Annotated in this window: 22 protein-coding genes; 13 read left to right on the plus strand and 9 right to left on the minus strand. The window is 75.1% G+C overall.

From position 1 onward, the window contains the following. Window position 1 precedes the first annotated feature (1 nt). The gene (locus amrb99_RS33555) at window positions 2-646 is read left to right on the plus strand and encodes a GPP34 family phosphoprotein (RefSeq protein ID WP_190863775.1); all 645 of its coding nucleotides are present in this window, start codon (window positions 2-4) and stop codon (window positions 644-646) included. A 62-nt stretch (window positions 647-708) separates the two neighbouring features. On the opposite strand, the gene amrb99_RS33560 is transcribed toward amrb99_RS33555, so the two are convergent. Next, on the minus strand, window positions 709-1,116 hold the full coding sequence (locus amrb99_RS33560; protein ID WP_190863777.1) for an organic hydroperoxide resistance protein: 408 nt from the start codon (window positions 1,114-1,116) through the stop codon (window positions 709-711). Window positions 1,117-1,260: 144 nt separating this feature from the next. On the opposite strand from amrb99_RS33560, the gene amrb99_RS33565 reads away from it, so the two are divergent. The 3 genes from amrb99_RS33565 (at window position 1,261) to amrb99_RS33575 (ending at window position 3,120) form a co-directional block, all read left to right on the plus strand. Then, window positions 1,261-1,950: a lysophospholipid acyltransferase family protein gene (locus amrb99_RS33565; RefSeq protein ID WP_190863779.1), complete on the plus strand. Its 690-nt coding sequence runs from the start codon at window positions 1,261-1,263 to the stop codon at window positions 1,948-1,950. 46 nt (window positions 1,951-1,996) lie between these two features. Further along, a complete protein-coding gene (locus amrb99_RS33570; RefSeq protein ID WP_190863781.1) occupies window positions 1,997-2,605 on the plus strand; it encodes a 3'-5' exonuclease in 609 nt (202 codons plus the stop codon). Window positions 2,606-2,676: 71 nt separating this feature from the next. Further along, complete coding sequence (locus amrb99_RS33575) at window positions 2,677-3,120, plus strand: ATP-binding protein (RefSeq protein ID WP_190863783.1); 444 nt, start codon at window positions 2,677-2,679, stop codon at window positions 3,118-3,120. 160 nt (window positions 3,121-3,280) lie between these two features. Here amrb99_RS33575 and amrb99_RS33580 read toward each other — a convergent pair whose 3' ends face one another. Continuing rightward, window positions 3,281-4,705 (minus strand): MFS transporter, encoded by a 1,425-nt coding sequence (locus amrb99_RS33580; protein ID WP_347256961.1) that lies wholly within the window; start codon window positions 4,703-4,705, stop codon window positions 3,281-3,283. Window positions 4,706-4,816: 111 nt separating this feature from the next. Here amrb99_RS33580 and amrb99_RS52695 point away from each other — a divergent pair, with 111 nt between their 5' ends. Next, the gene (locus tag amrb99_RS52695; RefSeq protein ID WP_190863785.1) at window positions 4,817-5,401 is read left to right on the plus strand and encodes a TetR/AcrR family transcriptional regulator; all 585 of its coding nucleotides are present in this window, start codon (window positions 4,817-4,819) and stop codon (window positions 5,399-5,401) included. Window positions 5,402-5,426: 25 nt separating this feature from the next. On the opposite strand, the gene amrb99_RS33590 is transcribed toward amrb99_RS52695, so the two are convergent. Beyond that, window positions 5,427-6,596 carry a mechanosensitive ion channel family protein gene (locus tag amrb99_RS33590; protein ID WP_241756173.1) on the minus strand — a complete coding sequence of 390 codons (1,170 nt, stop codon included), beginning with the start codon at window positions 6,594-6,596 and terminating at the stop codon, window positions 5,427-5,429. A 166-nt stretch (window positions 6,597-6,762) separates the two neighbouring features. Here amrb99_RS33590 and amrb99_RS33595 point away from each other — a divergent pair, with 166 nt between their 5' ends. Beyond that, window positions 6,763-8,391 carry a CocE/NonD family hydrolase gene (locus amrb99_RS33595; RefSeq protein WP_190863831.1) on the plus strand — a complete coding sequence of 543 codons (1,629 nt, stop codon included), beginning with the start codon at window positions 6,763-6,765 and terminating at the stop codon, window positions 8,389-8,391. A gap of 37 nt (window positions 8,392-8,428) precedes the next feature. Here the strand turns inward: amrb99_RS33595 and amrb99_RS33600 are convergent, their stop codons facing one another. Together amrb99_RS33600 and amrb99_RS33605 are read right to left on the minus strand one after the other, a co-directional pair. Continuing rightward, the gene (locus tag amrb99_RS33600) at window positions 8,429-8,878 is read right to left on the minus strand and encodes a peroxiredoxin (RefSeq protein WP_190863787.1); all 450 of its coding nucleotides are present in this window, start codon (window positions 8,876-8,878) and stop codon (window positions 8,429-8,431) included. Continuing rightward, window positions 8,865-9,539 (minus strand): histone deacetylase, encoded by a 675-nt coding sequence (locus tag amrb99_RS33605; protein ID WP_190863790.1) that lies wholly within the window; start codon window positions 9,537-9,539, stop codon window positions 8,865-8,867. Before amrb99_RS33605 ends, amrb99_RS33600 begins: the two co-directional genes overlap by 14 nt. A 168-nt stretch (window positions 9,540-9,707) precedes the next feature. Between amrb99_RS33605 and amrb99_RS33610 the strand changes: the two genes are divergently transcribed. The 7 genes from amrb99_RS33610 (at window position 9,708) to amrb99_RS33640 (ending at window position 20,088) form a co-directional block, all read left to right on the plus strand. Then, the gene (locus amrb99_RS33610; RefSeq protein ID WP_190863792.1) at window positions 9,708-10,952 is read left to right on the plus strand and encodes a glycosyltransferase; all 1,245 of its coding nucleotides are present in this window, start codon (window positions 9,708-9,710) and stop codon (window positions 10,950-10,952) included. Between the two features lie 118 nt (window positions 10,953-11,070). Beyond that, window positions 11,071-12,015, plus strand: a complete 945-nt coding sequence (locus tag amrb99_RS33615; RefSeq protein ID WP_190863794.1) for a hypothetical protein — start codon at window positions 11,071-11,073, stop codon at window positions 12,013-12,015. Further along, window positions 12,012-13,118, plus strand: coding sequence for an FAD-dependent oxidoreductase (locus amrb99_RS33620; protein ID WP_190863796.1), 1,107 nt, complete (start codon window positions 12,012-12,014; stop codon window positions 13,116-13,118). The genes amrb99_RS33615 and amrb99_RS33620 overlap by 4 nt, the downstream gene beginning before the upstream one ends. Then, window positions 13,115-14,335: a cytochrome P450 gene (locus amrb99_RS53410; protein WP_190863798.1), complete on the plus strand. Its 1,221-nt coding sequence runs from the start codon at window positions 13,115-13,117 to the stop codon at window positions 14,333-14,335. Before amrb99_RS33620 ends, amrb99_RS53410 begins: the two co-directional genes overlap by 4 nt. Continuing rightward, window positions 14,332-15,825 carry a fatty acid--CoA ligase family protein gene (locus amrb99_RS33630; RefSeq protein ID WP_190863800.1) on the plus strand — a complete coding sequence of 498 codons (1,494 nt, stop codon included), beginning with the start codon at window positions 14,332-14,334 and terminating at the stop codon, window positions 15,823-15,825. Before amrb99_RS53410 ends, amrb99_RS33630 begins: the two co-directional genes overlap by 4 nt. Window positions 15,826-15,880: 55 nt before the next feature. Next, window positions 15,881-18,865 (plus strand): helix-turn-helix transcriptional regulator, encoded by a 2,985-nt coding sequence (locus amrb99_RS52705; RefSeq protein ID WP_190863802.1) that lies wholly within the window; start codon window positions 15,881-15,883, stop codon window positions 18,863-18,865. Between the two features lie 392 nt (window positions 18,866-19,257). Beyond that, entirely contained in the window at window positions 19,258-20,088 is an 831-nt protein-coding gene (locus amrb99_RS33640) for a nitroreductase/quinone reductase family protein (protein ID WP_190863810.1), read from the plus strand. Between the two features lie 27 nt (window positions 20,089-20,115). On the opposite strand, the gene amrb99_RS51655 is transcribed toward amrb99_RS33640, so the two are convergent. The 4 genes from amrb99_RS51655 to amrb99_RS33660 form a co-directional block, all read right to left on the minus strand. Continuing rightward, window positions 20,116-21,180, minus strand: coding sequence for a diacylglycerol kinase (locus amrb99_RS51655; RefSeq protein WP_190863812.1), 1,065 nt, complete (start codon window positions 21,178-21,180; stop codon window positions 20,116-20,118). Then, window positions 21,177-21,977, minus strand: a complete 801-nt coding sequence (locus amrb99_RS33650) for an SDR family oxidoreductase (protein WP_190863814.1) — start codon at window positions 21,975-21,977, stop codon at window positions 21,177-21,179. Before amrb99_RS33650 ends, amrb99_RS51655 begins: the two co-directional genes overlap by 4 nt. 88 nt (window positions 21,978-22,065) lie before the next feature. After that, window positions 22,066-23,019 (minus strand): ornithine cyclodeaminase family protein, encoded by a 954-nt coding sequence (locus amrb99_RS33655; RefSeq protein ID WP_190863817.1) that lies wholly within the window; start codon window positions 23,017-23,019, stop codon window positions 22,066-22,068. Between the two features lie 59 nt (window positions 23,020-23,078). Further along, on the minus strand, window positions 23,079-24,071 hold the full coding sequence (locus tag amrb99_RS33660; protein WP_190863819.1) for an ABC transporter ATP-binding protein: 993 nt from the start codon (window positions 24,069-24,071) through the stop codon (window positions 23,079-23,081). Between the last annotated feature and the right edge of the window lie 455 nt (window positions 24,072-24,526).

Here is a 24,526-nt window from a genome sequence, read left to right on the forward strand (position 1 = left end):
GATGGTCGAGGTTCCGGAGACGCTGCCGGCGAGGATGTACCTGCTGGCCTACGACCTGCGCAAGCAGCGGATGACGGCGCGGGGCGCGCGGCTCGGGTACGTGCTGCGGGGCGCGGCGCTGACCGAGCTGTTCCTGGACGGGCGGCTGGAGGAGCGGCGGGGCAGGCCGGTGCCGGGCACGCCCGGCGAGGACCCGTACGGGCTGGTGGCGCAGATCTCGGCGTCGAAGCCACGGCCCTGGCACCACTGGGTGCGCAGGGAGGCCCGGTCCGCGGTGCGGACGGTGCGCGACGAGCTGGAGCGGGGCGGCTGGATCCGGGTGCGGGGGCGCCGGGTGCTGGGCGTGTTCCCGGCCGAGGAGGTCACCGTCCGGGACCCGCGGGTGGTGAAGCAGCTCTGGGGCGGGGCGTCGTCGGCGCTGCGGGGGCGTCCGGTGGCTCACGTGAACAGCTACGACGCGGCGGCGGTGGCGCTGGCGGCGGCGGGCGAGCTGAAGTCGGTGCTGCCGGGGCCCGAGCGGCGGCGGCACAAGCGGCGGATCGCGGAGCTGACGGCGCGGTCGGGCCCGGCGGCGCCGGCGGTGAGCAAGGTGATCCGGTCGCAGCGGGCCGCGATGGCGGCGGGCGCCGCGTCGGCCGGCTCCTGACCCGGACCGCGTTCAGCTGCGGCGTGCCTCCCTCGCGAGGGCGGCACGCCGCGCGTCGGCGGTCACTCGATGACGAGCTCGACGGGGATGTTGCCGCGGGTGGCGTTGGAGTAGGGGCAGACCTGGTGGGCGCGCTCGACCAGCTCGCGGCCGTTCTCCAGGCCGTCGGGGAGCTCGACGCGCAGCACGACGCTGAGGCCGAAGCCCTTCTCGACGCTGCCGCCGATGCCGACCTCGGCGGTGACGGAGACGTCGCGGACGTCCTGGCGGGAGCCGCGAGCGACGGCACCGAGGGCGCTGGCGAAGCAGGCGGCGTAGCCGGCGGCGAACAGCTGCTCGGGGTTGGTGCCGGCACCGCTGCCGCCCATCTCGCGCGGCGGGGCGAGGGTCAGGTCGAGGCGCCCGTCGGAGCTGACGGCGCGCCCCTCCCGCCCGTTGGCGGTGGCGACGGCGGTGTAGTGGGTGTCCATGCCGGTCCCTTCGATTGGTTGCCTCCAATTCAATTTGACACACTTAAAGTCGGTCCAGTGCGGAGACCTACAAACTTCCAAGGGTCGAACTTGTAACGGCCCACCACCGCCGGGGCGGGGGCGGGCGCCATAGCGTTCTCGGACATGGACCCCGAACGCGTTGTCTATCCCCTGATGAAGTACGTCGTTCTCGGACCCGCGATGCGGGTGGCCTTCCTCCCCCGCGTGAGCGGCCTGCGGAACGTCCCGCGGACGGGGCCGGTGATCCTGGCGGCCAACCACCTGGCGTTCATCGACTCGTTCGTGCTGCCGCTGATCGTGCCCCGGCGGGTCCACTTCCTGGGCAAGCACGAGTACTTCACCGGGACCGGCGTGAAGGGCCAGGCGACCGCGACGTTCTTCCGCGGCGTCGGCGCGATCGCGGTGGACCGCTCGGGCGGGCGGGCCGCGCTCGACGCGCTCGACACCTGCGCGTCCGTGCTGGAGCGCGGCGACGTCTTCGCGATCCACCCCGAGGGGACCCGGTCGCCGGACGGGCGGCTCTACCGGGGCCGGACCGGGGTGGCGCGGCTGGCGATGCGCACCGGCGCGCCCGTCGTGCCGGTGGCCATCAAGGGCACCGACCGGGTGCAGCCGCGCGGACAGGTCGTCCCGAAGCCGGGCCGCATCGAGGTCCGGATCGGCGAGCCGATGCGGTTCGCGGGGCGCGACGCCGGGATGCCGCGCGGCAAGGTCGCCCGGGTCGTCACCGACGAGATCATGGAGGCGATCCAGAGCCTGTCGGGGCAGGAGTACGTGGACGACTACGCGCCGCGCCCCGCCGACACCCCCTGAAAAACCGGTCGTGGCGCCGGCCCGGGCGCGGGTACGGTCCCGGTCCATGGACGAGCGGTTCGGACGGTACCTGAACGTCGTCGACGTCGAGGCGACGTGCTGGGAGCGCAAGGCGCCCGGGCAGGTGAACGAGATCATCGAGATCGGGCTGTGCGTCGTCGACCTGGAGGAGCGGCGGCGCGTCGCGAAGCACCGGGTCCTGGTGCGGCCGGAGCGGTCGGTGGTCAGCGCGTTCTGCACCGAGCTGACCGGGCTGACCCAGGAGGAGGTCGACGGCGGCATCTCCTTCGCCGAGGCGTGCGCGCTGCTGGAGCGCGAGCACCGGTCCCACTACCGGGCCTGGGCGAGCTGGGGCGACTACGACCGCAAGCAGTTCGAGCGGCAGTGCGCCGGGGGCGTCCGGTACCCGTTCGGGCGGCGGCACACCAACGCCAAGGCCGCCTACTCCGCCGCGCACGGGCTGCCGCGCCGGCTGGGCATGGCGGGGGCGCTGCGGCACGCGGGGCTGCCGCTGGAGGGCCGGCACCACTCCGGCGCTGACGACGCGTGGAACATCGGCGCGCTCGTCCTCGACATCGTGGGACGCGGCGCCTGGCCGGACGGGACGGGTGCGACGCCGGGGACCGGAGGGGCCGGCGGGCCCGGTCTCCGCTGAGACGGGGGTTTGAGCGCGGGGCCCAGGGCACCCATCAAGGAGACGGACGCCGGAGACGACGGAGACGCGACATGGACATCAGCCTGGACCTCCTGCTCCCCCGGGAGACGGCGAGCGTCCCCGCGACGCGCAAGATCCTCGACGCGTCGCTGCAGGCCCTCGGGGTGGCCGAGGACATCCGGGACGACATCGAGGTGATGCTGACCGAGGCCTGCACGAACGTCATCAAGCACGCACGGCACGGCGACGACTACACGGTGCGCGCCCTGATCCACGACGACCGCTGCGTGATCAAGGTGATCGACTCGGGCCGGGGGTTCGACGCCGAGCGGATCCCGGAACCCGACCCGGTCTCGGAGGCCGGCCGCGGCCTGATGATCATGCGGTCGCTGGCCGACGACGTGCGGTTCGACTCCTACCCGGAGGACGGCGCGCTCGTCGCGCTGGAGAAGCACCTGGACTACGCCGCCGGCAGCATCGGAGGCCGGCTGGCCGAGCGGACCCCGCAGAGCTGACCCGAGCACCGAAGACCAGAGCCGCGAGACCGAAGCCGCGAGACCGGAGCCGCGAGACCGGAGCGCCGAGGACCAGAGCGCCGAGGACCAGGGCGGCACGGAGCGGAGCGGTCGGCCGGCGCGGGCGGGGAACCGGAGACGGCCCCCCGCCCGCGCCCGTCTACCGCTCGACCCGGAGCACGACCACCGCGACCAGCAGCGCCGCGGCGGCGAACCCCGCGCCGGTCGCGAACGCGGCGTCCATGTCGTGCAGGAGCGCGGCCATGTCGGCGTGCCCCGACCCGTACACCGTGACCATCACGGCCGACCCGAGCGACCCGCCCGACCACAGCATCGTCTGCGCGACGCCGGACGCGGCGCCTGAGTCGGCGGGCTCGACGCTGCCGAGGATCGTCGCGTTCAGCGGCATGATCGACAGGCCGCCGCCCGCGCCCATCAGCATGAACGGGCCGAGCACCCCGGCGGCGTACCCGTCGCCGGGCGAGAGCCGCGTCAGCCACAGCAGCCCGGCCAGGGCGCACGCCATCCCGGCGATGACCAGGACGCGGGCGCCGAACCGCTGCAGCAGGCGCGGCGCGGCCCGGACCGTCGCGAACTGGAGCCCGACGAACGGCAGGAACGCGGCGCCGGCCTTGAGCGGCCCGTAGCCGAGGACCTGCTGGAGGTACAGGGTGCAGAAGAAGAACGCGCCGAAGTTCGCCCCGACCAGCAGCAGCTGGCACAGGTAGGACGCGGCGCGGTCGCGTCCGGTGAGCAGCCACAGCGGCATGATCGGCTGCGCGGTACGCGCCTCCACGGCGACGAACCCGGCGAGCAGGACGGCGGCGGCGCCGAACGCGGCGAGCGCCCGGCCGTCGCCCCAGCCGTCCGAGCCGACCCGGATCAGCGCGTAGACCAGCGCGGTCATGCCGGTGGTGGCGAGGACGGCGCCGGCCGCGTCGAAGCGTCCGGGGCGGCGGGCCGTCTCGGTGAGCACGCGCGGGGCGACCAGCGCCAGCGCGATACCGACCGGCACGTTGACGAAGAAGACCAGCCGCCAGGACGCCGCCTCGGTGAGCACGCCGCCGACGAGCATGCCGACGGCGGCGCCGGCGCCGGTCACGGCGGAGAAGACGCTGAGCGCGCGGACCCGCGCCCGCCCCTCGAAGTTGGTGGCGATCAGCGCCATCGCGCTGGGCGCGGCGACGGCGGCGGCGACGCCCTGCGCGGCGCGCGCGGCCAGCAGCCACCACGCCGCGTTCGCGAACCCGCCGAGCAGCGACGCGGCGGTGAACAGCGCGACGCCGGCGGCGAACGCGCGGCGGCGGCCGAACACGTCCCCGGCGCGCCCGCCGAGCAGCAGCAGGCCGCCGAATGCGAGCATGTAGGAGTTCTGGACCCAGGCGAGTCCCCCGGTCGACAGCCCGAGGCCCGCCCGGACGTCGGGGAGCGCGATGGTGACCACGGAGGTGTCGAGGCCGATCATGAGCTGGCAGCCCACGATGACGGCGAGGACGACGCCTGGACGATGATGGACGCGGGGGCCGGCCGGCGGAGCGGTGGGCTCCTCCGGCGCGGCCGTACGACCGTGCGGTGCGGCGGGCACGGCGAACCTCCGGAACGAAATTTAGGGAACGGCGAAGTACACTATGTGGGGAACGTACCACCGATCGGCGAAGAAGAGAACGTTCGCGTTCACTATTTTCGGGAGCATGCGGTGACCCCGGCCACCCGCAGGCGCGGCGACGCCCTCGAGGCGGCGATCTTCGACGCGGTGTTCGAGCAGCTCGAAGCGGTCGGCTACCGGAAGCTGACCATGGAGGGCGTCGCGTCCGCGGCCCGCACCGGCAAGGCCGCGCTCTACCGGCGCTGGTCGTCCAAGGACGAGCTCATCACCGACGCCCTCAAGCACGTCCTGCCCGAGCCGCCCGTCCAGGAGCCGAGCGGCGACGTCCGCGCGGACGTGCTGCGGCTGTGCCGGACGTTCCAGCAGACCATCGAGGCGTGCCACGGCGCGCCGGTCCGGGTCCTCAAGGAGGAGACCACCCGCGAGGACGGCAAGGGGCTCATGCACGACGTCGTGCAGTCGCGGATGACCGGCCCCGTCAAGGAGGCGCTGTACCGGGTGCTGGAGGACGGCGCCGAGCGCGGCGAGGTCCGCCCCGGGGCGGTGACCCGGCAGGTCGCCAACGTCGGCCCGGCGATGATCGTGTACCAGAACCTCACCGGGGCGCCGGAGGTCACCGACGACTTCATCGTCTCCCTGGTGGACGACGTCATCATGCCGATGATCCGCCCCTGAGCGGGGCGGACCGCCGGCGCGGCGCTCAGAGCGCCATCTCGTCCTTGCGCGTCGCCCCGTCCTTGCGCGTCGCCCCGTCCTTGCGCGTCGCCCCGTCCTTGCGCGCCGCCTTGTCGCCGCGCGCCGCCTCGTCCGTGCGCGGCGCCCCGTCCGTGCGCGCCGCCTCGTCGACGACCACGCGGTGGTGCCAGTACGGCGGCGCGATGCCCTCCTCGCGCAGCACGCGGTGCAGCCGCTTGAGGAACTGGTGCTTGATCTCGAACTGGTCGCCGAACTCGGTGGAGCGCAGGATGACGTGGAAGCCGACGGTCGAGTCGTTGAAGTCGTCGAAGCGCACCAGCACGTTCGCGTCCTCGATGCCGCCCTGCACGTCGTGCATGACGTCCTTGCCGACCTCCACCAGCAGCTTCTCCACCCGGTCGAGGTCCACGTCGTAGGCCACCTTGGCGTACACCATCACCGACATGTCCTGCGCCGGGCGGTGGTAGTTGGTGAGGATCGTGTCGCTGAACCGCTGGTTCGGGATGACCTCGATGTTGTCCGACAGCGTCCGGATGGAGGTGTTGCGCCAGTTGATGTCGACGACGTACCCCTCCTGGCCGGTGGCCAGCCTGATGTAGTCGCCCGGCTCGATCGTCTTGGACGCGAGCACGTGCACCCCCGCGAACAGGTTCGCCAGGGTGTCCTGCAGCGCCAGCGCGACCGCGAGGCCGCCGACGCCCAGGGCGCCGAGCAGCGGCGTGATCGAGATGCCGAGGCTCTGCAGCATGATCAGGATGCCGATGCCCATCACCAGCACCCGGGTGATGTTCGCGAAGATCGTCACATTCGCGGCGGTGCCCTGCCGGGCCGACGCGACCGAGGTGACCACCCCGGCGATCATCCGGGCCAGCGCCAGCGAGAACACCAGGATCGTCGCCGCCGACAGCACCCGCCCCGTCACCAGCAGCGTGCCGTGCGGCAGCTTCAGCGTCTTCGCGGCGAACCACGCCCCGGTCAGCAGCGCCACCGGCACCGCCAGGTCGCGCACCAGCCGCGCGGCCAGGTCGTCCCAGGCCCACCGTGTGTCCCCGGCCCGGCGGAACAGCCGGGCGGTCAGCATCCGGAGCACGACCGCGATCGCGAGCGCCGCCGCCATCACGACGGTGGCGGCGACCAGCCGCTCCCAGCTCACCCCGTGGAAGGCGTGCTGCATCGTTCCTCCTCAGGGCGGCCCTGCGCCGCCCGTCGTCCGGCAGTGCGCAATCCTTGCCGCAAACCGCCCTCGATCGTAGTGAAACCTCGCAATTCTGCGAGACACCTCACAGCGGGGTTCCCCTCACCCCCCGGATACGATCGATCAAGTGGTAGGCGTGGAGAGGATGCGCCGGCTCGGGGTCACGGCGCTCGGACTGCGGAACGGCCCCCACAAGGTGACGGTCGACCGCGACCTGGAGGTCCGGGCCGCCGACGGCGTCAGGCTGCTGGCCGACCGGTACGCGCCCGCCGACGTCGAGCGCGCGCCCGTCGTGCTCGTCCGCTCGCCGTACGGGCGGCGCGGGCCGTTCGGGCTGATGTGCGGGCAGGCGTTCGCCTCGCACGGCTTCCAGGCCGTGGTGCAGAGCGTGCGCGGCGGCTTCGGCTCCGGCGGCGTGTTCGAGGCGCTCGACGAACGCGAGGACGGCCTCGCCACCATCGCGTGGCTGAAGGAGCAGCCGTGGTTCGGCGGCACCTTCGCGATGCACGGCCCGAGCTACCTCGGCTACGTCCAGTGGGCGGTCGCCGCCGAGGCCGGACCGGAGCTGAAGGCCCTGTCGATGCAGGTCACCGCGTCCACCTTCCGGGACGCCGTCAACGTCGGCGGCACCTTCGCGCTGGAGTCGGCGCTCATCTGGGTCGACCTCACCGCGCGGATGAAGAACTCGCTGTCCGGCATCACCACCGGCATCATGTCGCCGCGCCGCGCCCGGCGCGCCGCCCTGTCGGGCCGCCCCCTCGCCGAACTGGACCGGATCGCGACCGGCGAGCAGCAGCGGTTCTTCCAGGAGCTGCTGGTCAACGGCCCCGACACCCCGTTCTGGGACAAGCGCGACTTCAGCCCCACCGTCTCCCGGGTCGGCGCGCCGGTGAACATGACCGGCGGCTGGTACGACATCTTCCTGCCGTGGCAGCTCAAGGACTACGCCGCGCTCCGCGCCGCCGGGCACCGCCCCTACCTCACCATCGGCCCCTGGTTCCACGCCGACCAGCGGATGATGCGCGGCTCCGTGCACGAGTCCGTCAAGTGGTTCCGCGCGCACCTGCTCGACGACCCGTCCGGCCTGCGGGAGAAGCCCGTCCGGCTGCTGGTCACCGGCGTGGACGAGTGGCGCGAGTTCCCCGACTGGCCCGTCCCCGGGATGCGCGAGCAGCGCTGGCACCTGCAGCCGGCCGGCGCCCTCTCCCCCGACGAGCCGCCCGAGTCCGAACCGGACGCCTACCGGTACGACCCGGAGCACCCGACGCCGTTCCTCGGCGGCCCCACCCTGCTCGGCGAGACCCATCCCGTCACCGACCAGCGCCGCCTCGAACGCCGCCGCGACGTGCTCGTCTACACCTCGGCCGTGCTGGACGAGGACCTGGAGATCATCGGCCCGGTCACCGCGGACCTGCACGTCCGCTCGAACCGCGAGCACACCGACTTCGTCGTCCGGCTCTGCGACGTCACCCCGGACGGCGAGTCCCTCAACCTGTGCGAGGGCATGCGGCGGCTCGTCCCCGGCGCGCCCGAGCCCGGAGAGGACGGCGTCCGCCGCGTCACCGTGGAGCTGTGGCCCGCCGGGCACCGCTTCCGCCGCGGGCACCGCGTCCGCGTGCAGGTCGCCAGCGGCGCCTACCCCCGCGTCGCCCGCAACCCCGGCACCGGCGCGCCCATCGGCACCGCCACCGAGATGCTCACCGCCGACCAGGAGGTCCTCCACACGCCGGACCACCCGAGCGCGATCGTCCTCCCGGTCGTCCCCCTCCGCTGACCCGCGGAGCCGCGACCTGCGGGGCGCCGCCGCGGGGTCAGCGCGAGCGGAGCGCCTCCAGCGCCTTGTCGGCGTGGGTGTTCATGCGGATCTCGCTCTTGACGACGGCGAGGACGCGGCGGTCGGTGTCGATGACGAAGGTCTGGCGCTTGGTGGGGAGCACGGCCAGGCCCCGCTTGACGCCGAAACGGGCGCGGACGGTGCCCTCCGGGTCCGACAGCAGCGGGTAGGCGAACGAGTTCTTCTCCGCGAACTCCTTCTGCTTGGCGACGGGGTCGGCGCTGACGCCGACGGGGTGCGCGCCGACCTCGGCGAGCTCGGCGACCAGGTCGCGGAAGTGGCAGGCCTCGGCGGTGCAGCCGGGCGTCATCGCGGCGGGGTAGAAGAACAGGACGACCGGGCCCTGCTCCAGCAGGCCGGTCAGGGTGCGCGGTTCGCCCGTCTGGTCGGGCAGTTCGAAGTCGTCAACGACGTCACCGACGTTCATGCGACGAACGTAGCCCTCCCGCGCCGCCGGCGGGAGGGCGGGGCGGGCCGAGGAGCGCGGCGATGCGCTCCCGCGTCCAGGCGCCGGACGCGCCGGGGCAGGCCGCGAGGTAGGCGGCGGCGCGGGCCGCGGACCAGTCGTGCGCCTCGCGGAGGCCGTTGCCGAGCATGGCGAGGTACGGCGCGGTCGGCGCGTTCAGCTCCGCGGCGGACGACGGGTGCGGCGCGGTGAAGGTCAGCATCGGGTGGCCGCCGCGCTCGCCGACCTTGACGATCGTCTCGTAGCGGCCGGGGCCGAGGCGCTGGCGGCCGTGCGCGACCGCCTCCGACAGGTCGTGGTCGACGCCCACGTCGCGGCGCATCTCCTGCGACACCACGTCGCAGAACTGCGGGCGGGTCAGCAGGTAGGCGCGGGCGGCGGCGCGGCAGGGCAGGGCCGCGTCGTAGAAGGCCATGCCGCCGCCCCACACCCGGGACGTCAGCGCGAAGTAGATGCCGCCGGGCAGCGTCACCGACAGCTCGGCGCGCGCCGGGCGCGGGTCGCGGCAGCCGGTGTAGTGCCGGGCGCCGCCGGCGGGACGCCCGCCGGACAGGTAGCAGGCGAACCTCGCGCGGAACAGGTTCGAGCCGTACGCGACGTACCAGAGCGAACTTTCGTCCATCCCTTCCAGTATCCACGCTGGTGAGAGGCCCTGGAGGGGCGCGATGGGGAGAGCGTTCCGATTCGCGAGGTTTGACGGGGAGAGCGTCCGGAAATAGATTCCTGCGAGTCAGGTGTCTACGACGCAGATACCTCCAGGCTTCCCCTGTGTTGTCCCGGAGGATACGTCATGCACCGCACGCTGAACATCGCTCTCGTGTCCGCCTCCGACCTTGACGGCGAACACCTGCAGTCAGTCCACGTCCGGGATCTCGCCCGTTCGCTCGCCCGCACGGACGCGGGCCACCAGGTCACGGTCTACGCCCGGCGCCAGGACGAGGACGCCCGCGGCCGGGTCCGCCTCGGACCGGGCGCGACCCTCGTCCACCTGGACGCCGGCCCGGCGCGCCCGCTGACCGACGACGAACTGCTCGAGCACGTCCGCGACTTCGCCGACGAGCTGCGCCACCGCTGGTCCGGCGCCGGACGCCCCGACCTCGTGCACGCGCACGGCTGGATCGGCGGCCTCGCCGCCTGCGCCGTCGCCCGCGAGCTCGGCATCCCCTTCGCCCAGAGCTACCACGGCGTCGCCGCCTCCGAGCGGCGCGCCGGCCACCAGGTCCACCCGCACCGCGACCGGCTGGAGAAGGCGATCGGCCGCGGCGCCGACGTGGTGCTGGCCGGGCACGCCGAGGAGGCGGGCTCCGTGGTGCGGATGGGCGTGCCGCGGCCGTCGGTCGCGGTGGTCCCCTACGCCGTCGACGCCGAGCAGTTCGCGCAGACCGGCCCCGCGATGCCGCACGGCGACCGCGACCGCCTGGTGATGGTCTGCGACGACCTGGAGTCCGGCGACGTGGCGACCGCGCTGCGCGCGCTGGTGCACGTCCCGGGCGCCGAGCTCGCCGTGGCAGGCGGGCCCGCCCGCGAGGACCTCGAGAACGACCCGGTGGTGCACCGGCTGATGATGCTGGCCAAGGAGCTGCACGTCGCCGACCGCGTCATCTTCCTCGGCCGCCTGCCCCGCAAGGCGCTGCCGAAGCTGCTGCGCACCGCGAGCCTCGTGCTGTCCCTGACCCCGGCGCAGCCGTCCCCCGAGGTGCCGCTGGAGGCCATGGCCTGCGGCGTCCCGGTGGTGGCGACGCCCGTCGGCGCCAACACCGACGAGGTGCTCGACAAGATCACCGGCCTGCACGTGCCGGCCGGGCGGCCGACCGTGATCGGCCGCGCGGTGCGCCGCCTGCTCGGCGAGGAGACCACGCTGCACGGCTACTCGATCGCGGCCGCCGACCGCGCCCGGTCCCGGTACTCGTGGGACCGGATCGCGGCCGAGACGCTGCGCGCCTACGAGCGCGTGCTCCCCGTCCCCGAGCCCGAGCCCGTCGTCGAGGACGAGGTGGAGAGCGAGACCGAGCGGGTCCCGGCACTCGCCGGCTGACGCCTCCGCCACCGCGGGCCCCGGATCCCTCCCCCCAGGATCCGGGGTCCGTTTCATGTCCATCCCGACCCAAGGGCTCGCGAGCATGTTTTCGCAGGTCAGGGTATGACTACGCACTGTGAAGACACTGAGACGCATTGAGATCGGGTGGCCCGTGCTGGGCGTCACCGTCGCCGCCGACCTGGACGAACGCAACCCTGCCCTGGCGGACGCGATCTGGGACGCGCTTCCGTACCGGAGCCTGCAGGGGCACGCCCTCATCGCCGGCCATCACCTCTACCACGTCACGCCCGTGCACGACGTGCTGCACCTGCCCGCCGCGCACCGGGTGGACCGCCGGACCGTCCCGGACGGCACCCTGTTCTGCTCGCGGCTCCAGCATCTCGGCATCAAGTACGGGGAGCTGACCGAGCCGATGGCGGCGACGCCGATCGGGCGGGTCGCGGAAGGGGACCTGGACGCGCTCGCCGACGCGGGGCGGGCCGTGTGGGAGTCGGTGTACTCGACCAAGAAGCCGGTCGTCGCGGAGGTGCGGCGCGCCGGGGAGCCGGGCGGGCACCGGGTGCCGCGCCTGGCCGCCGCCGACCCGGAGATGGACGCGCTGGTCGCCGACGTGCACGCGGAGACGGAGCGGATCTGGCTGGACGCGCCGCAGGAGCTGGTCGACCTGCACGACGGCCGCATCGCGTCGCGCGCGGGGACGCACGGGACCGTCCTGACGACGCTGCTGTTCGTCAACGGCGAGACGCGGCCGCTGGGCTACAACGCCTACAGCGGCCTGGTCCGGGCTGCGCACGAGGGGGTACCGCTGGAGCCGCTGCGGCGGATGGCCCGCGCGCTGATCGCGGTTCCGGCCGAATTCCTCGCCTACTGCGGGCTGGAGAGGCTCGGCGCGTTCACCGAGCGGCTGCTCGACGGCCTGGACCGGCTGGACAGGCGGCAGGACTTCGCCGCGGTGATGGCGCACATGGCGTTGTACGTGAACTGCCTCGGCGGATGGAACCTGCACCTGTTCCCGTGGAACGTCGGCGACCATCTGCGGCAGGCCGAGGCCGCGCCGTGACCCGCCCGGACCCGCAGGCGGACCCGGCGGTCGTGATCGGCGGCGGGGTCGTCGGCCTGTCGGCGGCGTGCCATCTGGCGGAGGCGGGCGTCCGGACGGTGCTGCTGGAGCGGGACGAGCTGGGCTCGGGCGCGTCGCGGGCGACCGCGGACGTCGTCCGCACCTACTTCCCCGGCAACCCGGTCAGCTCGGCGATGGCGGTGCGGAGCCTCGCCGCGTACCGGGCGTTCGCTGACCGGGCCGGGGCCGCGGTCCCGCTACGGCGGGTCGGCTACCTGGTGCTGTTCGGCGAGCGGGAGCAGGTCGCGGCGTGCGAGGCGGACCTGCCCGCGCAGCGCGCCGCCGGCGTCGAGGTCGAGCTGATCGGCGCGGACGAGGCGCAGCGCCGCAACCCGCTGATCGGCGACGTCCCGCTGGTGGCGGCGGCGTGGGCGCCGGACGCGTACGTCACGGACACCGTGGCGGTCGTCGGCGGGTTCGCCGCGGCGGCCCGGCGGGCGGGCGCGGAGCTGCGGACGGGCTGCCCCGTCAAGGCGGTCGACATCGAGGCCGGCCGGCTCGACACCGGCGACGGGCCGCTCGCCGCGCACGCCGTCGTCTGCGCGGCCGGGGCCTGGTCGGCGCCGCTGGCGCGCTCGGCGGGGGTGGAGCTGCCGCTCGGCGATCCGGTCGAGCAGGAGCTGCTGGAGTGCGGGCGGCCGCCGTCCGGTGTTCCGGTGCCGGACGTCCCGATGACGCTGCACGCGGCGAGCGGCCTGCTCGTCCGCAGGCGCGGGGACGGGCTGCTGGTCGGCATGGGCTATCCGGGCGCGGACCGGGACGGGTGGCGGGCGCGGGTGCGCGAGCGGCTGGCGGAGGTGTACCCGGCGCTGGCCGGGGCGGAGGTGCGGACGGCCTTCACCGGCGTCCGCGACGCCAGCCCCGACCGGACCGAGTTCATCGGGCGGCTGCCGGGCCCGATCCCGTTCCTGTACGCGGCCGGTTTCTCCGGGCACGGGCTGTGCACGGCGCCGGCCGCCGGGGAGCTGGTCCGCGACCTGTACCTCGGCCGCGCGGCGGGCGTCGACGCCGGGCGGCTCGCCGCGACCCCGGAGCGGGCGTGACGGCCCCGGAGCGGGCCCGGTTCGTCCTGGATCCGGCGGTCCGGGACGTCCACGGGGAGAACGCGCGGCTGCGCGAGGCGGGCGCGCTGGTGCCGGTGGAGATCGAGGGCGTGCGGGCGTGGGCGGCGGCGCGGCACGCGGCGCTGGAGGCGGTCCTCGCCCATCCGGACCTCTCGCGGGACGTCCGGCACTGGTCGGCGGAGGGGCGGCGGGCGCTGCGGGCGAACGGGTCGCTCGCGCCGATCGTGCTGGCCGCGACGATGCTGAACGCCGAGGGCGCGGAGCACCGGCGGCTGCGCGGCCCGCTGTCCCGGGTGTTCTCGGCGCGCCGGATCGGCGCGCTGCGCCCCCGGGTGGAGGCCGTGACCGCGGGGTTCGTGGACCGGCTGGCGGAGCTGCCGCCCGGCCCGGTCGACCTGCGCCGGGAGTTCGCGTACCCGCTGCCGTGCGAGGTCATCTCCGACGTCATGGGCATACCGCCCGAACGCCGTGCGGAGCTGGCCGGCGACGACCACGTGCTCACCACGACGCGGGGGACGCCGGACCAACTGGCGAGCGCCCGCGCCGGACGGGACGCGGTGATCCGGGAGACCGTCGCGGAGCGGCGCCGCTCCCCCGCCGACGACCTGATCAGCGACCTGGTCGCGCTGGAGGGCGGGGAGCTGGCCGAGGACGAGGTGTTCGACACCGTCCAGGAGCTGTACGTGGCGGGGCACGTGACCACCGTCAACCTGATCACGAGCGCGGTGCGGCTGCTGCTCGCGGACCCCGGCCAGCTCGACCTGCTGCGCGGCGGCGCCCGGCCGTGGAGCGCGGCGGTGGAGGAGGCGCTGCGGCTGGAGTCGCCGCTCCGGCACTTCCCGATGCGGTACGCGGTGCGGGACGTGGAGATCTGCGGCACGACGGTCCGGAAGGGCGAGGCCGTCCTCGCCTGCTTCGCCGCCGCGGGCCGCGATCCCGACCGGTACGGGGAGCGGGCGGCGCGGTTCGACGTGGCGTCCGACCCGCCGCCGCACCTGTCGTTCGGGCACGGCCCGCACTTCTGCCTCGGCGCCCCGCTGGGGCGGCTCGTGGGCGAGGTCGCGCTGTCCGCGCTGTTCGCGGCGTTCCCCGGGCTCGCGCTCGCCAAGCCGCCGGACGAGCTGGACCCGGTGCGGTCGGTGCTCGCGCTCAGCACCACGACCCTGCCGGTGCTCCTCGGCGGGAGGGCCCGGTGAGCCCGGGGCTCGGGCCGGCGCTCCTCGCCGGGCTCCGGGCGGCGGGCCCGCGCGCGGTGCTGGTGCACGGCGGGCTGCGGCTGTCCGGCGACGACGTGCTCGGCATGGTCGCGGCGGCGGCCGGGCGGCTCGCGGCGAGCGGGGTCCGGCGGGGCGACACGGTCGCGTGCCTGTACGGCACCGGCACGGAGTCGCCCGTCGCCCGGATCGCCGCGCTCGCGCTCGGCTGCCGCTTCGTCCACGTCTCCGGCGGGGTGCCGGTCGAGGTCGCCGCGCGGGCGATGCGGACGCTGGACGCCTCGGCGCTGCTGTACGCCCCGTCCCGGCGGGAGGAGGCGGCGCCGCTGCTCGCGGAGTGCCCGGTGCGCGTCCGCCTGGCCCTGGACGACGACCTGTACCTCGCCCCGCCGGCCGGCGCCGTCGACATGCCGGGCGTCCCGGACGGCGCCTCCGTGGTGCGCTTCACCAGCGGCACGACCGGCCAGAACAAGATCCTGGCGTACGGCCCGGACGCCGAGGCCGCGCACCTCGCCGCCGCGCGGGCCATGTACGGGCCGCCGCCGTGGCGGCTGCTCGTCAGGCCGTGCTCGCAGTACCTGACGGACATGTTCGTGATCTGGACGCTGGCGAGCGGCGGCACCGCCGTCCTGGAGCCGGGCGCGGGGCCGGAGCGGCTGGCGGAGGTGATCGAGCAGGAGGCCGTGACGCACCTGGTGGCGGGCCGTCCCGTCGACCTTTACGCGCTCGCCGAGCACCTGGAGGACGCGCCCGCCGACCTGACGAGCCTGCGGCTGATCGTCTACGGCGGCGCCGCCGCCGTCCCCGCCCGCACCGCGCGGGCCGCCGCGCGGCTCGGCCCGCTGCTGATGCAGAACTACGGGACGTCCGAGGGCGGGTTCCTGACCGCGCTGGAGCCCCGCGACCACGCCCGGCCCGAGCTGCTGATGTCGGCCGGGCGCGCCGTGCCGGGCGTCGAGCTGCGCGTCCGCGACCGGCACGGCGCCGACCTGCCCGCGGGCGAGGCGGGCGAGGTGTGGGCGCGGACGCCGCAGCGGATGAGCGGCTACGTGGACGACCCCGCGCGCACCGCCGCGGCGTCCCGGGACGGCTGGCTGCGCACCGGCGACGTCGGCCGCCTGGACGGCGACGGGCACCTGTTCCTGCTCGACCGGGCCGAGGACCGGCTCCCCGGCGGCCTGTACGCCCATCCGATCGAGCACGTCCTCAGCGGCCATCCGGCCGTGCTCGACGCCGCCGTGTTCGCGCTCCCGCACACCGCCGGGCGGGTCCTCGCGGGCGTCGTGGTCGGGCGGGACGGCCGGCCGGTCGATCTCGACGGGCTGCGCGCGCTGGTCCGCGGCGCGCTCGGCGCGCGCTGCGAGCCGCGGCACCTGTGGGAGATCGACGAGCTGCCGCGTACGCCCGGCGGCAAGCCCGACAAGGCCGCGCTCGCCTCCCGGTTCGCCGCGGACCAGGGCGCCGCCGGGTAGCCGGTCCGGAGGCCGCGCGAGGCGGTTCATCCCTTCCGCTGGGATAGTGTGCGGGATGACGGAAAGGGGCGGCTGGGTGCTGATCGGCAGGACCGCCGAACTGGCGGAGCTGACCGGCGCGCTGGACCGGGCCGCCGCCGGCGGCGCCGCCGTGGTGCTGGTCAGCGGCGACGCCGGGGTAGGCAAGACGCATCTGGTGTCCGCGCTCACCGCCGCCGCCCGCGAGCGGGACTGCGCGGTCCTGGTCGGGCAGTGCGCCGAGCTGGGCGAGAGCATGCCGTACCTGCCGCTGGCGGACGCGCTGTGGACCGCGTCGCGCGGCACGGGCCCCGAGGCCGCCGACGTGCGCGCGGCGCTGGAGTCCCGCCCGGTGCTGCGGCGGCTGCTCCCGGACGGCGAGGGACCACCCGACGCGGCGTCCGAGCTCGGCCAGCAGCAGCTGTTCGGCGCGGTGCTCGGGCTGCTCGGCGAGCTGGGCGCGCGCACCGAGGAGCGGGACCGGCCCGTCCTGCTCGTCCTGGAGGACCTGCACTGGGCCGACCGGTCGACCCGGCACCTGCTGACCTTCCTCAGCCGGGTGCTGTCGCGCGAGCGGGTCTGCCTCGTCGGCACCTACCGCTCCGACGACCTGCACCGCCGGCACCCGCTGCGGCCGGTGGTCGCCGAGCTGCTGCGGCTGCCGACCGTGACCGGCGTCGAGGTCCGCCCGTTCGGCCCGGCCGAGACCGCCGAGTACCTGGCCGGGCTCGCGGGCGGCGGCGCGAACGTCACCGCCGGCACCGTCGAGCGGGTGCACCGCCGCTCGGAGGGCAACGCGTTCTACGCCGCCGAGCTGTACTCGGCGGAGAGCACCGGCGACGACCTGCCCGCCGGGCTCGCGGACCTGCTGCTGTCGCGGGTCGAGCGGCTGTCGGAGGGCGCGCAGCGGGTCGTCCGGGTCGCCGCGGTCGCCGGCCGCCGCATCGACGACGAGCTGGTCCGGCGCGCGGCGGGCCTGGACGAGGCCGCGGTCGGGGAGGCGCTGCGCGAGGTCGTCTCGCACCAGCTGCTCGTCGCGGCCGGCACCGGGTACACCTTCCGGCACGCGCTGCTGCGCGAGGCCGTCTACGCCGACCTGCTGCCCGGCGAGCGGACCCGGCTGCACGCCGACTTCGCCCGGATGCTCGGCGCGGGCCCCGGCGACCCGCCGGACGGGCGGCGCGGGTCGGCCGCGGAGCTGGCGCACCACAGCCTCGCCGCGCACGACCTGCCGACCGCGTTCGCCGCGTCGGTGCGGGCGGGCCGGGAGGCCGAGCGGCTCGGCGCGCCCGACGAGGCGTTCGAGCACTACGACCGGGCCCTGGAGCTGTGGGAGACGGTCCCGGACCCGGAGGGCGCGTCCGGCACCGACCGGATGGGGCTGGCGCTCGACACCGTCCGCACGTCGGGGCGGGCGGGCGAGCAGCGCCGCGCGATCTCCCGGCTGCGGCGCCTGCTGGAGCTCGCCGACCCCGCGGACGTCGTGCTCGGCGCCCGGATCCGGGACCGGCTCGCCGAGTACCTCGCCGACGTCGACGAGGACGACGAGTCGCAGGAGATGGCGCGCGCCGCGGTCGCGATGCTGCCGCAGGACCCGCCGCTGCCCGAGCGCGCCGCCGCCCTGTCCACCTACGCCCGCACCCTGCTGTACCGGGACGACCACGGCGAGATGCCCGCGGTCGCGGAGGAGGCGGTCGAGCTGGCGCGCGCCACCGGCGCCACCGGCGCCGAGGCGAGCCTGCTGGTGACGCTCGGCGTGTACCGGGAGACGCGGGAGGCCGACCCGGACGTGGTCGAGGTGTTCGCGCGGGCCCGCGACCTGGCGCTGGAGGGCGGCCGCCAGGTCGTCGCGCTGCGCGCCGCGTTCCACCACGCGCGGGCGAAGTTCGACCGCGGCGACCTCGCCGGCGCCACCGCCGCCGCCGACGAGGCCGTGAAGTGGACGATGGACGCCGGGCTCGGCTGGAGCACCTACGGGATCGTCCTGCGCTGCCTGCGGTACCTGATCCACTACACCGCCGGCGACTGGGCGGAGGCGGACCGGCTCGGCGCCGAGTTCGGGGTGCGGGTCGCGCGGACGCCGGAGGCGCAGGTGTCGGCGTACGCGCTGTTCACCGAGGTCGCGCAGGGCAGCCCGGCGGTGGAGGAGCGGCTGCGCTGGATCGCGCCGCTGTGGGCGCGGGACGCGTTCCTCAACTACGTCGCGCACGGCCTCGCCGCCGAGCACGCGCTCTGGAACGGCGACTTCGCGGGCGCGATCGAGCACATCGAGCGGACGCTGCGGGAGAGCGTCTACACGCAGGAGTCCCCCGTCATCCGCATCGCGGCGGTCGGCCTGTGGGCGCACGCCGAACTGGCGGCCCGCGCCCGCGCCGCGGGGGACGAGGAGGCGGTCCGCGCCGCGGCGGAGGCGGGCGACGACCTGATCCGGCGCGCCCGCGCCGCCGCCGCGGCCACCCTCGACGGGCGGCCCCGCGTGTGGCTCGGCGTCGAGGGCCGCGCCTGGCTGGCCCGCGCCGAAGCGGAGCGGCGCCGCCTCGACGGGGTCTACGACGTCGGGCAGTGGCGCGAGGTCGTGGACCTGTTCACCTACGGCGACCCGGACGGCGGGTTCGTGTACGAGGTGGCGCGGTCCCGGTGGCGGCTCGCGGAGGCCCTCGCCGAGAACGGCGACCGGGACGCGGCCGCCGAGGAGTGGCGGCGGGCGGTCGCGGCGGCCGAGCGGCTCGGCGCGGCGCCGCTGCTGGCGGCGCTCCGCGACCTCGGCGCCCGCGCCCGGCTGGACGCCGGACGGGCCCCGTCCCCCGCCCCGGCCGGGCCGTCCGGGCCGTTCGCCGCGCTCACCGCGCGGGAGCGGGAGGTGCTGAAGCTGGTCGCCGAGGGACGCAACAACCGGGAGATCGCGGCGGCGCTGTTCATCTCCCCGAAGACCGCGAGCGTGCACGTCTCCAACATCCTCGCCAAGCTGAACGTCAGCGGGCGCACCCAGGCCGCCGCGCTCGCCCTCCGCGAGGGACTCTGAAATAGGGCGCGGGAAACGGCACTTGAGAAATGCGCGCGGCTTGAGTAGATTCGGTTCCGTGACTGCCGGGTCGGCCATGGGCCACGAGCGAGTGAGGCACCCGGCCTCCGAGTGAGCCGGAGGCGGGCGCGCGGCCCGCCCTGCCCTTCCTCCTTTTCTCCTTTCCTTCCGCATAGCGCGACGTCAGCGGCCTGCCCGCACGGACGCCACCGGGCGCGGACACCCTTCTCCCGAGCACGCCTTTTCAGCGTGCCGTTTCCGCACGCCGTCTCGCGCGCCTTTCTCGCGCGCCACTGCGCGCGTCTTTTCGCGTGCCGTTCCGCGGCCTGCACGCATTCCCCTTCCACAGTCGATTCGCCATGCCCGAAAACAGAGAGGACGACCACCGCAGAATGGATTTCAACAAGCAGGTCATCGAGGAGTTCCGCGCGAACGGCGGCCGGGTCGGCGGCCCGTTCGAGGGCGGCCGGCTGCTCCTGCTGACCACCACCGGGGCCCGGTCGGGCGCCCCGCACACGACGCCGCTCGGCTACCTGCCGGACGGTGTCGGGCGCGTCCTCGTCATCGCGTCCGCGGGCGGGGCGCCGGAGCACCCCGCGTGGTTCCGCAACCTCGTCGCGAACCCGCGCGTGACGGTCGAGAGCGGAGCGTTCGCGTACGAGGCGGACGCGGTCGTCCTGGAGGGCGACGAGCGCGACCGGGCGTTCGCGCGGGCCGTCGAAAGCGACCCCGGCTGGGCGGACTACGAGGCGAAGTCGGGCCGGACGCTGCCGGTCGTCGCGCTGGTGCAGACCACGGAGGGGCCGCCGCCCGGCCCCGAGCGCCCCGGCGACATGCTCGTGGCGGTGCACGACGCGTTCCGCGACGAGCTGCGCCGGATCCGCGCGGAGGTCGCCGCGTCCGGCCCGGGGCTCGGCGCGCAGCTCCGCGTGAACTGCCTGGTGCTGTGCCAGGGGCTCGGCAACCACCACGCGGGCGAGGACCTGATGCTGTTCCCCGGCGTCGAGCGGGACCGGCCGGAACTGGCGCCCGCGCTGGCGCGGATGCGCGAGGAGCACGAGGGGATCAAGGCGATCGTGGACGGCCTGCGCGACCTCCTCGCGGCCGGCGCGCCGGACCGCGCGGCGCTCGCCGCCGACGTCGACCGGCTCACCGCCGACCTGGAGGCGCACCTGGACCGGGAGGAGGAGGTGCTCGTCCCGGTCCTCAACGCCGCGCGGTAGGCCGGAACGCCCCCGGCGCGGGACGGGTCAGAGCAGGCCGCGCCCGCTGATCGGCGGCAGGTCGAGCGCGGTGAGCAGGCCGGGCGGCGCCGCCACGACCGCGGGCACCGCGTTGACCAGCCGCATCGCGGTCGCCTTCAGCCCCGCGGTGTTGTGGTCGCCGTCGCCGCCGAGCAGCTGGAGGTCGACGGTGTAGTCCGGTTCCCCGCGCACCTCGACCCGGTAGCAACCGGCCCCGGCGGGCTGCGGCCAGTCCGGGGCGAGGTCGTCGCGCAGCCGCGTGACGTGCTCCAGGACGAGCACGGGCTCGCCGCCGCGCATCCCGCGCACCTCGAAGCGCAGCGCGGCGGCGGTGCCCTTCTCGACCGTCCCGGCGGACACGTCGAACGTCTCCGGGGCGGGCAGCCGGGTGTGGTGCTCGGTGACCTCGTCCAGCTCCACGCCGAGCCCGGCGGCGAGCTGCCGGACCACGCTGCCCCACGCCATCGTCAGCACGCCGGGCTGCAGCAGCATCGGCGTCTCGTCCAGGGACCGCCCGAACCCCATGACGTCGAACAGGATGGTGCCCTGGTCGTAGGTGGCGTAGTTGAGGATCTCCATGCAGCGGACCTGGTCGATCCGCTCGCTGATGCCGGTGACGGCGAGCGGCAGCGCGTCGTTGGCGAAGCCGGGGTCGATGCCGTTGACGAACAGCGACGCGCCGCCCGCCTCCGCCGCCTCCCGCACCGGGTCGGACATCTCCGGCGGGACGACGCCGTCGGGGAACTGCAGGAACACCGGGCTGCTGGAGACGACGTTGACCCCGGCGCGCAGGATGCGGCACAGGTCGTCGATCGCCTCCATCAGCCGGACGTCGGCCATCGAGGTGTAGACGACGCAGTCGGGGCGCAGCGCGAGCAGCTCCTCCTCCGACCCGGTCGCGGTCACGCCGAGGGTCCGGCCGAGCCCGGCCAGTTCGCCGGCGTCCTTGCCGTACTTGGCGGGGTTCGACACCCACACCCCGGCGAGCTCCAGGTCGGGGCGGGCGTCGATGCCCGCGATCGCGTGCCGGCCGACGTTGCCGGTGCTCCACTGGACGACGCGGTACGTCACAGGTCCTCCAGGCCGAGGTCGAGGTTCGGGACGTCGATGCCGCCGTCGACGCGCAGCACGGTGCCGGTGGTGTAGGCGGCCGCGGGCGAGGCGAGGTACAGCACGGCCGCCGCGACGTCCTCGGGGTCGCCGATCCGCCCGAGCGGGGTGCCCCGCTCCATCTGCGTGCGCAGCTCGTCGTTGGTCATGACGATGTCGAGCGCGGACGTGGCGACGGAGCCGACCGCGACCGCGTTCACGCGGATCCGCGGCGCGAGGTCGGTGGCGGCGAGCCGGGTGTAGTGGGCGAGGGCGGCCTTGGCGGTGCCGTAGGCGAGGTAGCCGCGCCCGGCGACCCGTCCCATCACCGAGGAGATGCTGACGACGGCGCCCGGCGCGGACGCGGTGGCCGACTCCAGGATGTGCGGCACGGCGGCGCGGGTCAGCGCGTGCGCGGTGCTGACATTGAACTGGAACGCGTTCTCGAGGTATGTCGGCGTGGTGTCCAGGAAGGCGTTCGGGATCGTGCCGCCCATGTTGTTGACCACGATGTCGAGGCGGCCGAGGCCCTCGACGGCGCGCGCGGCGAGGCCGGCCGCCGCGTCCGGCGCGCTGAGGTCGGCGGGGACGACCAGGGCGCGCCGGCCGGCCGCCTCGATCTCCGCGGCCACCTTGCGCAACTGGTCCTCGGTGCGGGAGGAGACCACGACGTCGGCGCCCGCCTGGGCGAGCGCCACCGCGGCCGCCGCGCCGATCCCGCGCCCCGCCCCGGTCACCACCGCGACCCTGCCATCGATTCGGAACCGGTCCTGGATCACCGGCGTCACCTCCCGGTCGCTCGCCCGTGCCCGCCCAGCCTAGACAGGAACTAGAACCTGTTTCAATACGCTGTGCGCGGCGGTCCGGTCACGCCAGGAGGTCGACCTCCGTGCCCGTCCCCGCCGCGCGGGCGGCCCGGTACGCCGTCCAGCTCAGCGCGAGGTCCTGCCAGGGCAGGCCGACCGGCGCGTACACGGTCACCTCGCCGTCCTTCACCCGCCCGGGCACCTCGCCGAGCAGCAGGTCGCGCAGCGTCCCGGCGGCGTGCTTGACGTCCAGGCCGGCGCCCGCGAGCACGCCCATCTCGACCGCGAGCGGCACGTCGTCGACCACCACGCGGGCGCCCTCCAGCAGGTCGGCGCCCAGCTCGGCCTTCCCGGGCTCGTCCGCGCCGAGCGAGGTGACGTGGGCGCCCGGCGCGACGTCGGTGGCGTGCAGCAGCGGGCGGCGCGCCCACGTCGCGACGACGACGATCCCCGCGCCCCGGACGGCGTCGCGGGGGTCGGCGGCGACGGACGCCTCGGCGCCGAGCCGCTCGCCGTGCCGCCCGGCGAACGCGGCGGCGCGCTCGGCGTCCAGGTCGCAGACGGTCAGCCCGCGCAGCGGCCGCAGCTCCGCCAGCCCCCGCATCACCAGCTCGGCCTGCGCGCCCGCGCCGATGACCGCGACGGTGTCGGCGGCGGGACGGGCCAGCGCGTGCGTGCCGAGCGCGGCGGCGAGGCCGGTGCGCCACGCCGTGACGGTGGCGGAGTCCAGCAGCGCGAGCAGCTCGCCGGAGCCGAGGTCGTGCAGGCACACCACGCCGCGCAGCGCGGGCCGCGATCCCGGGAACTTGGCGTTCACCTTCACCGTGTAGGCGGGGATGTCCTCCACCACGCCGGGCAGCAGCGCCGTGGCGGTGCCCTGCCCCGGCACCTTCGCCACGACGCGGCGCGGCACGGTCCCGTCCTCGGCGGAGGTGAAGCCGCGGCGCAGCGCGTCGAGGCACTCGGCCGGGACCAGCAGCGATTCCAGCTCGGAACGGGACAGAAGCAGTGTCACCGGATCATTCTCCCGTCCTCGCCATGGACCGTGCCACCCGGGTCGCGACCGCCCGCGCGTCACTCCGGACGGCGATGCGCCGCGGTGAGCCCGTCCCATCCGTTCAGCCAGTCATTGCCCTGCCCGTCGATGAACGAACCGGGCGGCGGGGTGACACCGTGCGCGCGCAGCCAGTCGCCCGGCCGGCGCATCCCGGGCCGGACGCTGCCGTCACTCGGCATCAGCTGCGGCGGGATCGGCCCCGGCATCGCCTGCGGGACGTGCGCCTCGCTCTCCACCTCGGCGAGGTCCTTCTCCTCGGCCATCCCGATCGGGCCCTCGCGGCGGGCGTTGAAGAACTGGTTGACCGCCGGGTGCGTGCTGGACAGCACCATCTCCCGGGGGCCGAACATCACCAGCCCGCGCCGGAACAGCAGGCCGAGGTTGTCGGGCAGCACGCGGGCGGTGCCGATGTCGTGCGTGACGATCAGGAACGTCGCGCCCATCTCGGCGTTGAGGTCGACGAACAGCTGGTTCAGGTAGGCGGTGCGGACCGGGTCCAGGCCGGAGTCCGGCTCGTCGGCGAGGATGATGTCCGGGTCGAGGACGAGCGCGCGGGCCAGCCCGGCGCGCTTCTTCATGCCGCCGGAGATCTCGCCGGGCAGCTTGTGCTCGGAGCCGGTGAGCCCCACCATCTCCATCTTCTCCAGCACGATCCGGCGGATCTCCGACTCGCCCTTCTTCGTGTGCTCGCGCAGCGGGAACGCGATGTTGTCGAAGATGTTCATGGAGCCGAACAGGGCGCCGTCCTGGAACAGCACGCCGAAATGGCGGCGCATCTCGTACAGCCGGCCCTCGGCGAGCCGGGGGACGTCGCCGCCGCCGACGTAGACGTGGCCGCGGTCCGGGCGCAGCAGCCCCACGAGGTTCTTCAGGAACACCGACTTGCCGGTGCCGGACGGCCCGAGCAGCGCGGAGATCTCGCCGGCCGGGACGGTGAACGACACGTCCTCCCAGATGACCTGCCGCCCGAACGACTTCCTCAGCCCTTCCACCCGGATCTCGACTCCCATGGGCACTCCCGTGCCGGGGAACCGGGGGGCGGGGGATCCGCGTCATATGTCCGGTCCCCCGTCGCCTCGACTGTACGACGCGGAGCGCCGCGCGGGGAGGCCCATTGGACGCCGCGTCCAGCCGCGGCCGGCCGCGGACGGACCCGCCGCCCGGCCGCCGCTCCGGCATGCCCGGCGGGCGCGCCACTCCCCCGCCCGCGACCGGGGGCGCGCACCCATGGTGACAAGACGATCACCGGCACTTAGGCACTTTCTTCCCTTTCGTCCCCAATGACGCTTCTTCCACGATGTGCGGGACCTCCGGCGCACCACACGGGTGCGCCCAAATCCCCCTGGAGGCACAGTGAAGATCCGTCACGCACGCATCGGCGGCGCCGCCGCACTGGCGGCGACCGGGCTGCTGGCGACCGCCCTGGCCGGCGTCCCCGCCGCGCAGGCGGCCCCGGCCGCCGCGC

Source organism: Actinomadura sp. RB99 (genome assembly GCF_014706005.1).
GTDB lineage: Bacteria > Actinomycetota > Actinomycetes > Streptosporangiales > Streptosporangiaceae > Spirillospora.

What these genes read in the sequence shown, in the direction of transcription:
- amrb99_RS52705 (WP_190863802.1), top strand. Translation starts at nt 15,881, where the DNA reads ATGACGGAAAGGGGCGGCTGGGTGCTGATCGGCAGGACCGCCGAACTG.
- amrb99_RS33595 (WP_190863831.1), top strand. Translation starts at nt 6,763, where the DNA reads ATGCGCCGGCTCGGGGTCACGGCGCTCGGACTGCGGAACGGCCCCCAC.
- amrb99_RS33575 (WP_190863783.1), top strand. Translation starts at nt 2,677, where the DNA reads ATGGACATCAGCCTGGACCTCCTGCTCCCCCGGGAGACGGCGAGCGTC.
- amrb99_RS33600 (WP_190863787.1), bottom strand. Translation starts at nt 8,878, where the DNA reads ATGAACGTCGGTGACGTCGTTGACGACTTCGAACTGCCCGACCAGACG.
- amrb99_RS33555 (WP_190863775.1), top strand. Translation starts at nt 2, where the DNA reads ATGGTCGAGGTTCCGGAGACGCTGCCGGCGAGGATGTACCTGCTGGCC.
- amrb99_RS33570 (WP_190863781.1), top strand. Translation starts at nt 1,997, where the DNA reads ATGGACGAGCGGTTCGGACGGTACCTGAACGTCGTCGACGTCGAGGCG.
- amrb99_RS33640 (WP_190863810.1), top strand. Translation starts at nt 19,258, where the DNA reads ATGGATTTCAACAAGCAGGTCATCGAGGAGTTCCGCGCGAACGGCGGC.
- amrb99_RS33590 (WP_241756173.1), bottom strand. Translation starts at nt 6,596, where the DNA reads ATGCAGCACGCCTTCCACGGGGTGAGCTGGGAGCGGCTGGTCGCCGCC.
- amrb99_RS33605 (WP_190863790.1), bottom strand. Translation starts at nt 9,539, where the DNA reads ATGGACGAAAGTTCGCTCTGGTACGTCGCGTACGGCTCGAACCTGTTC.
- amrb99_RS33660 (WP_190863819.1), bottom strand. Translation starts at nt 24,071, where the DNA reads ATGGGAGTCGAGATCCGGGTGGAAGGGCTGAGGAAGTCGTTCGGGCGG.
- amrb99_RS33610 (WP_190863792.1), top strand. Translation starts at nt 9,708, where the DNA reads ATGCACCGCACGCTGAACATCGCTCTCGTGTCCGCCTCCGACCTTGAC.
- amrb99_RS33560 (WP_190863777.1), bottom strand. Translation starts at nt 1,116, where the DNA reads ATGGACACCCACTACACCGCCGTCGCCACCGCCAACGGGCGGGAGGGG.
- amrb99_RS33565 (WP_190863779.1), top strand. Translation starts at nt 1,261, where the DNA reads ATGGACCCCGAACGCGTTGTCTATCCCCTGATGAAGTACGTCGTTCTC.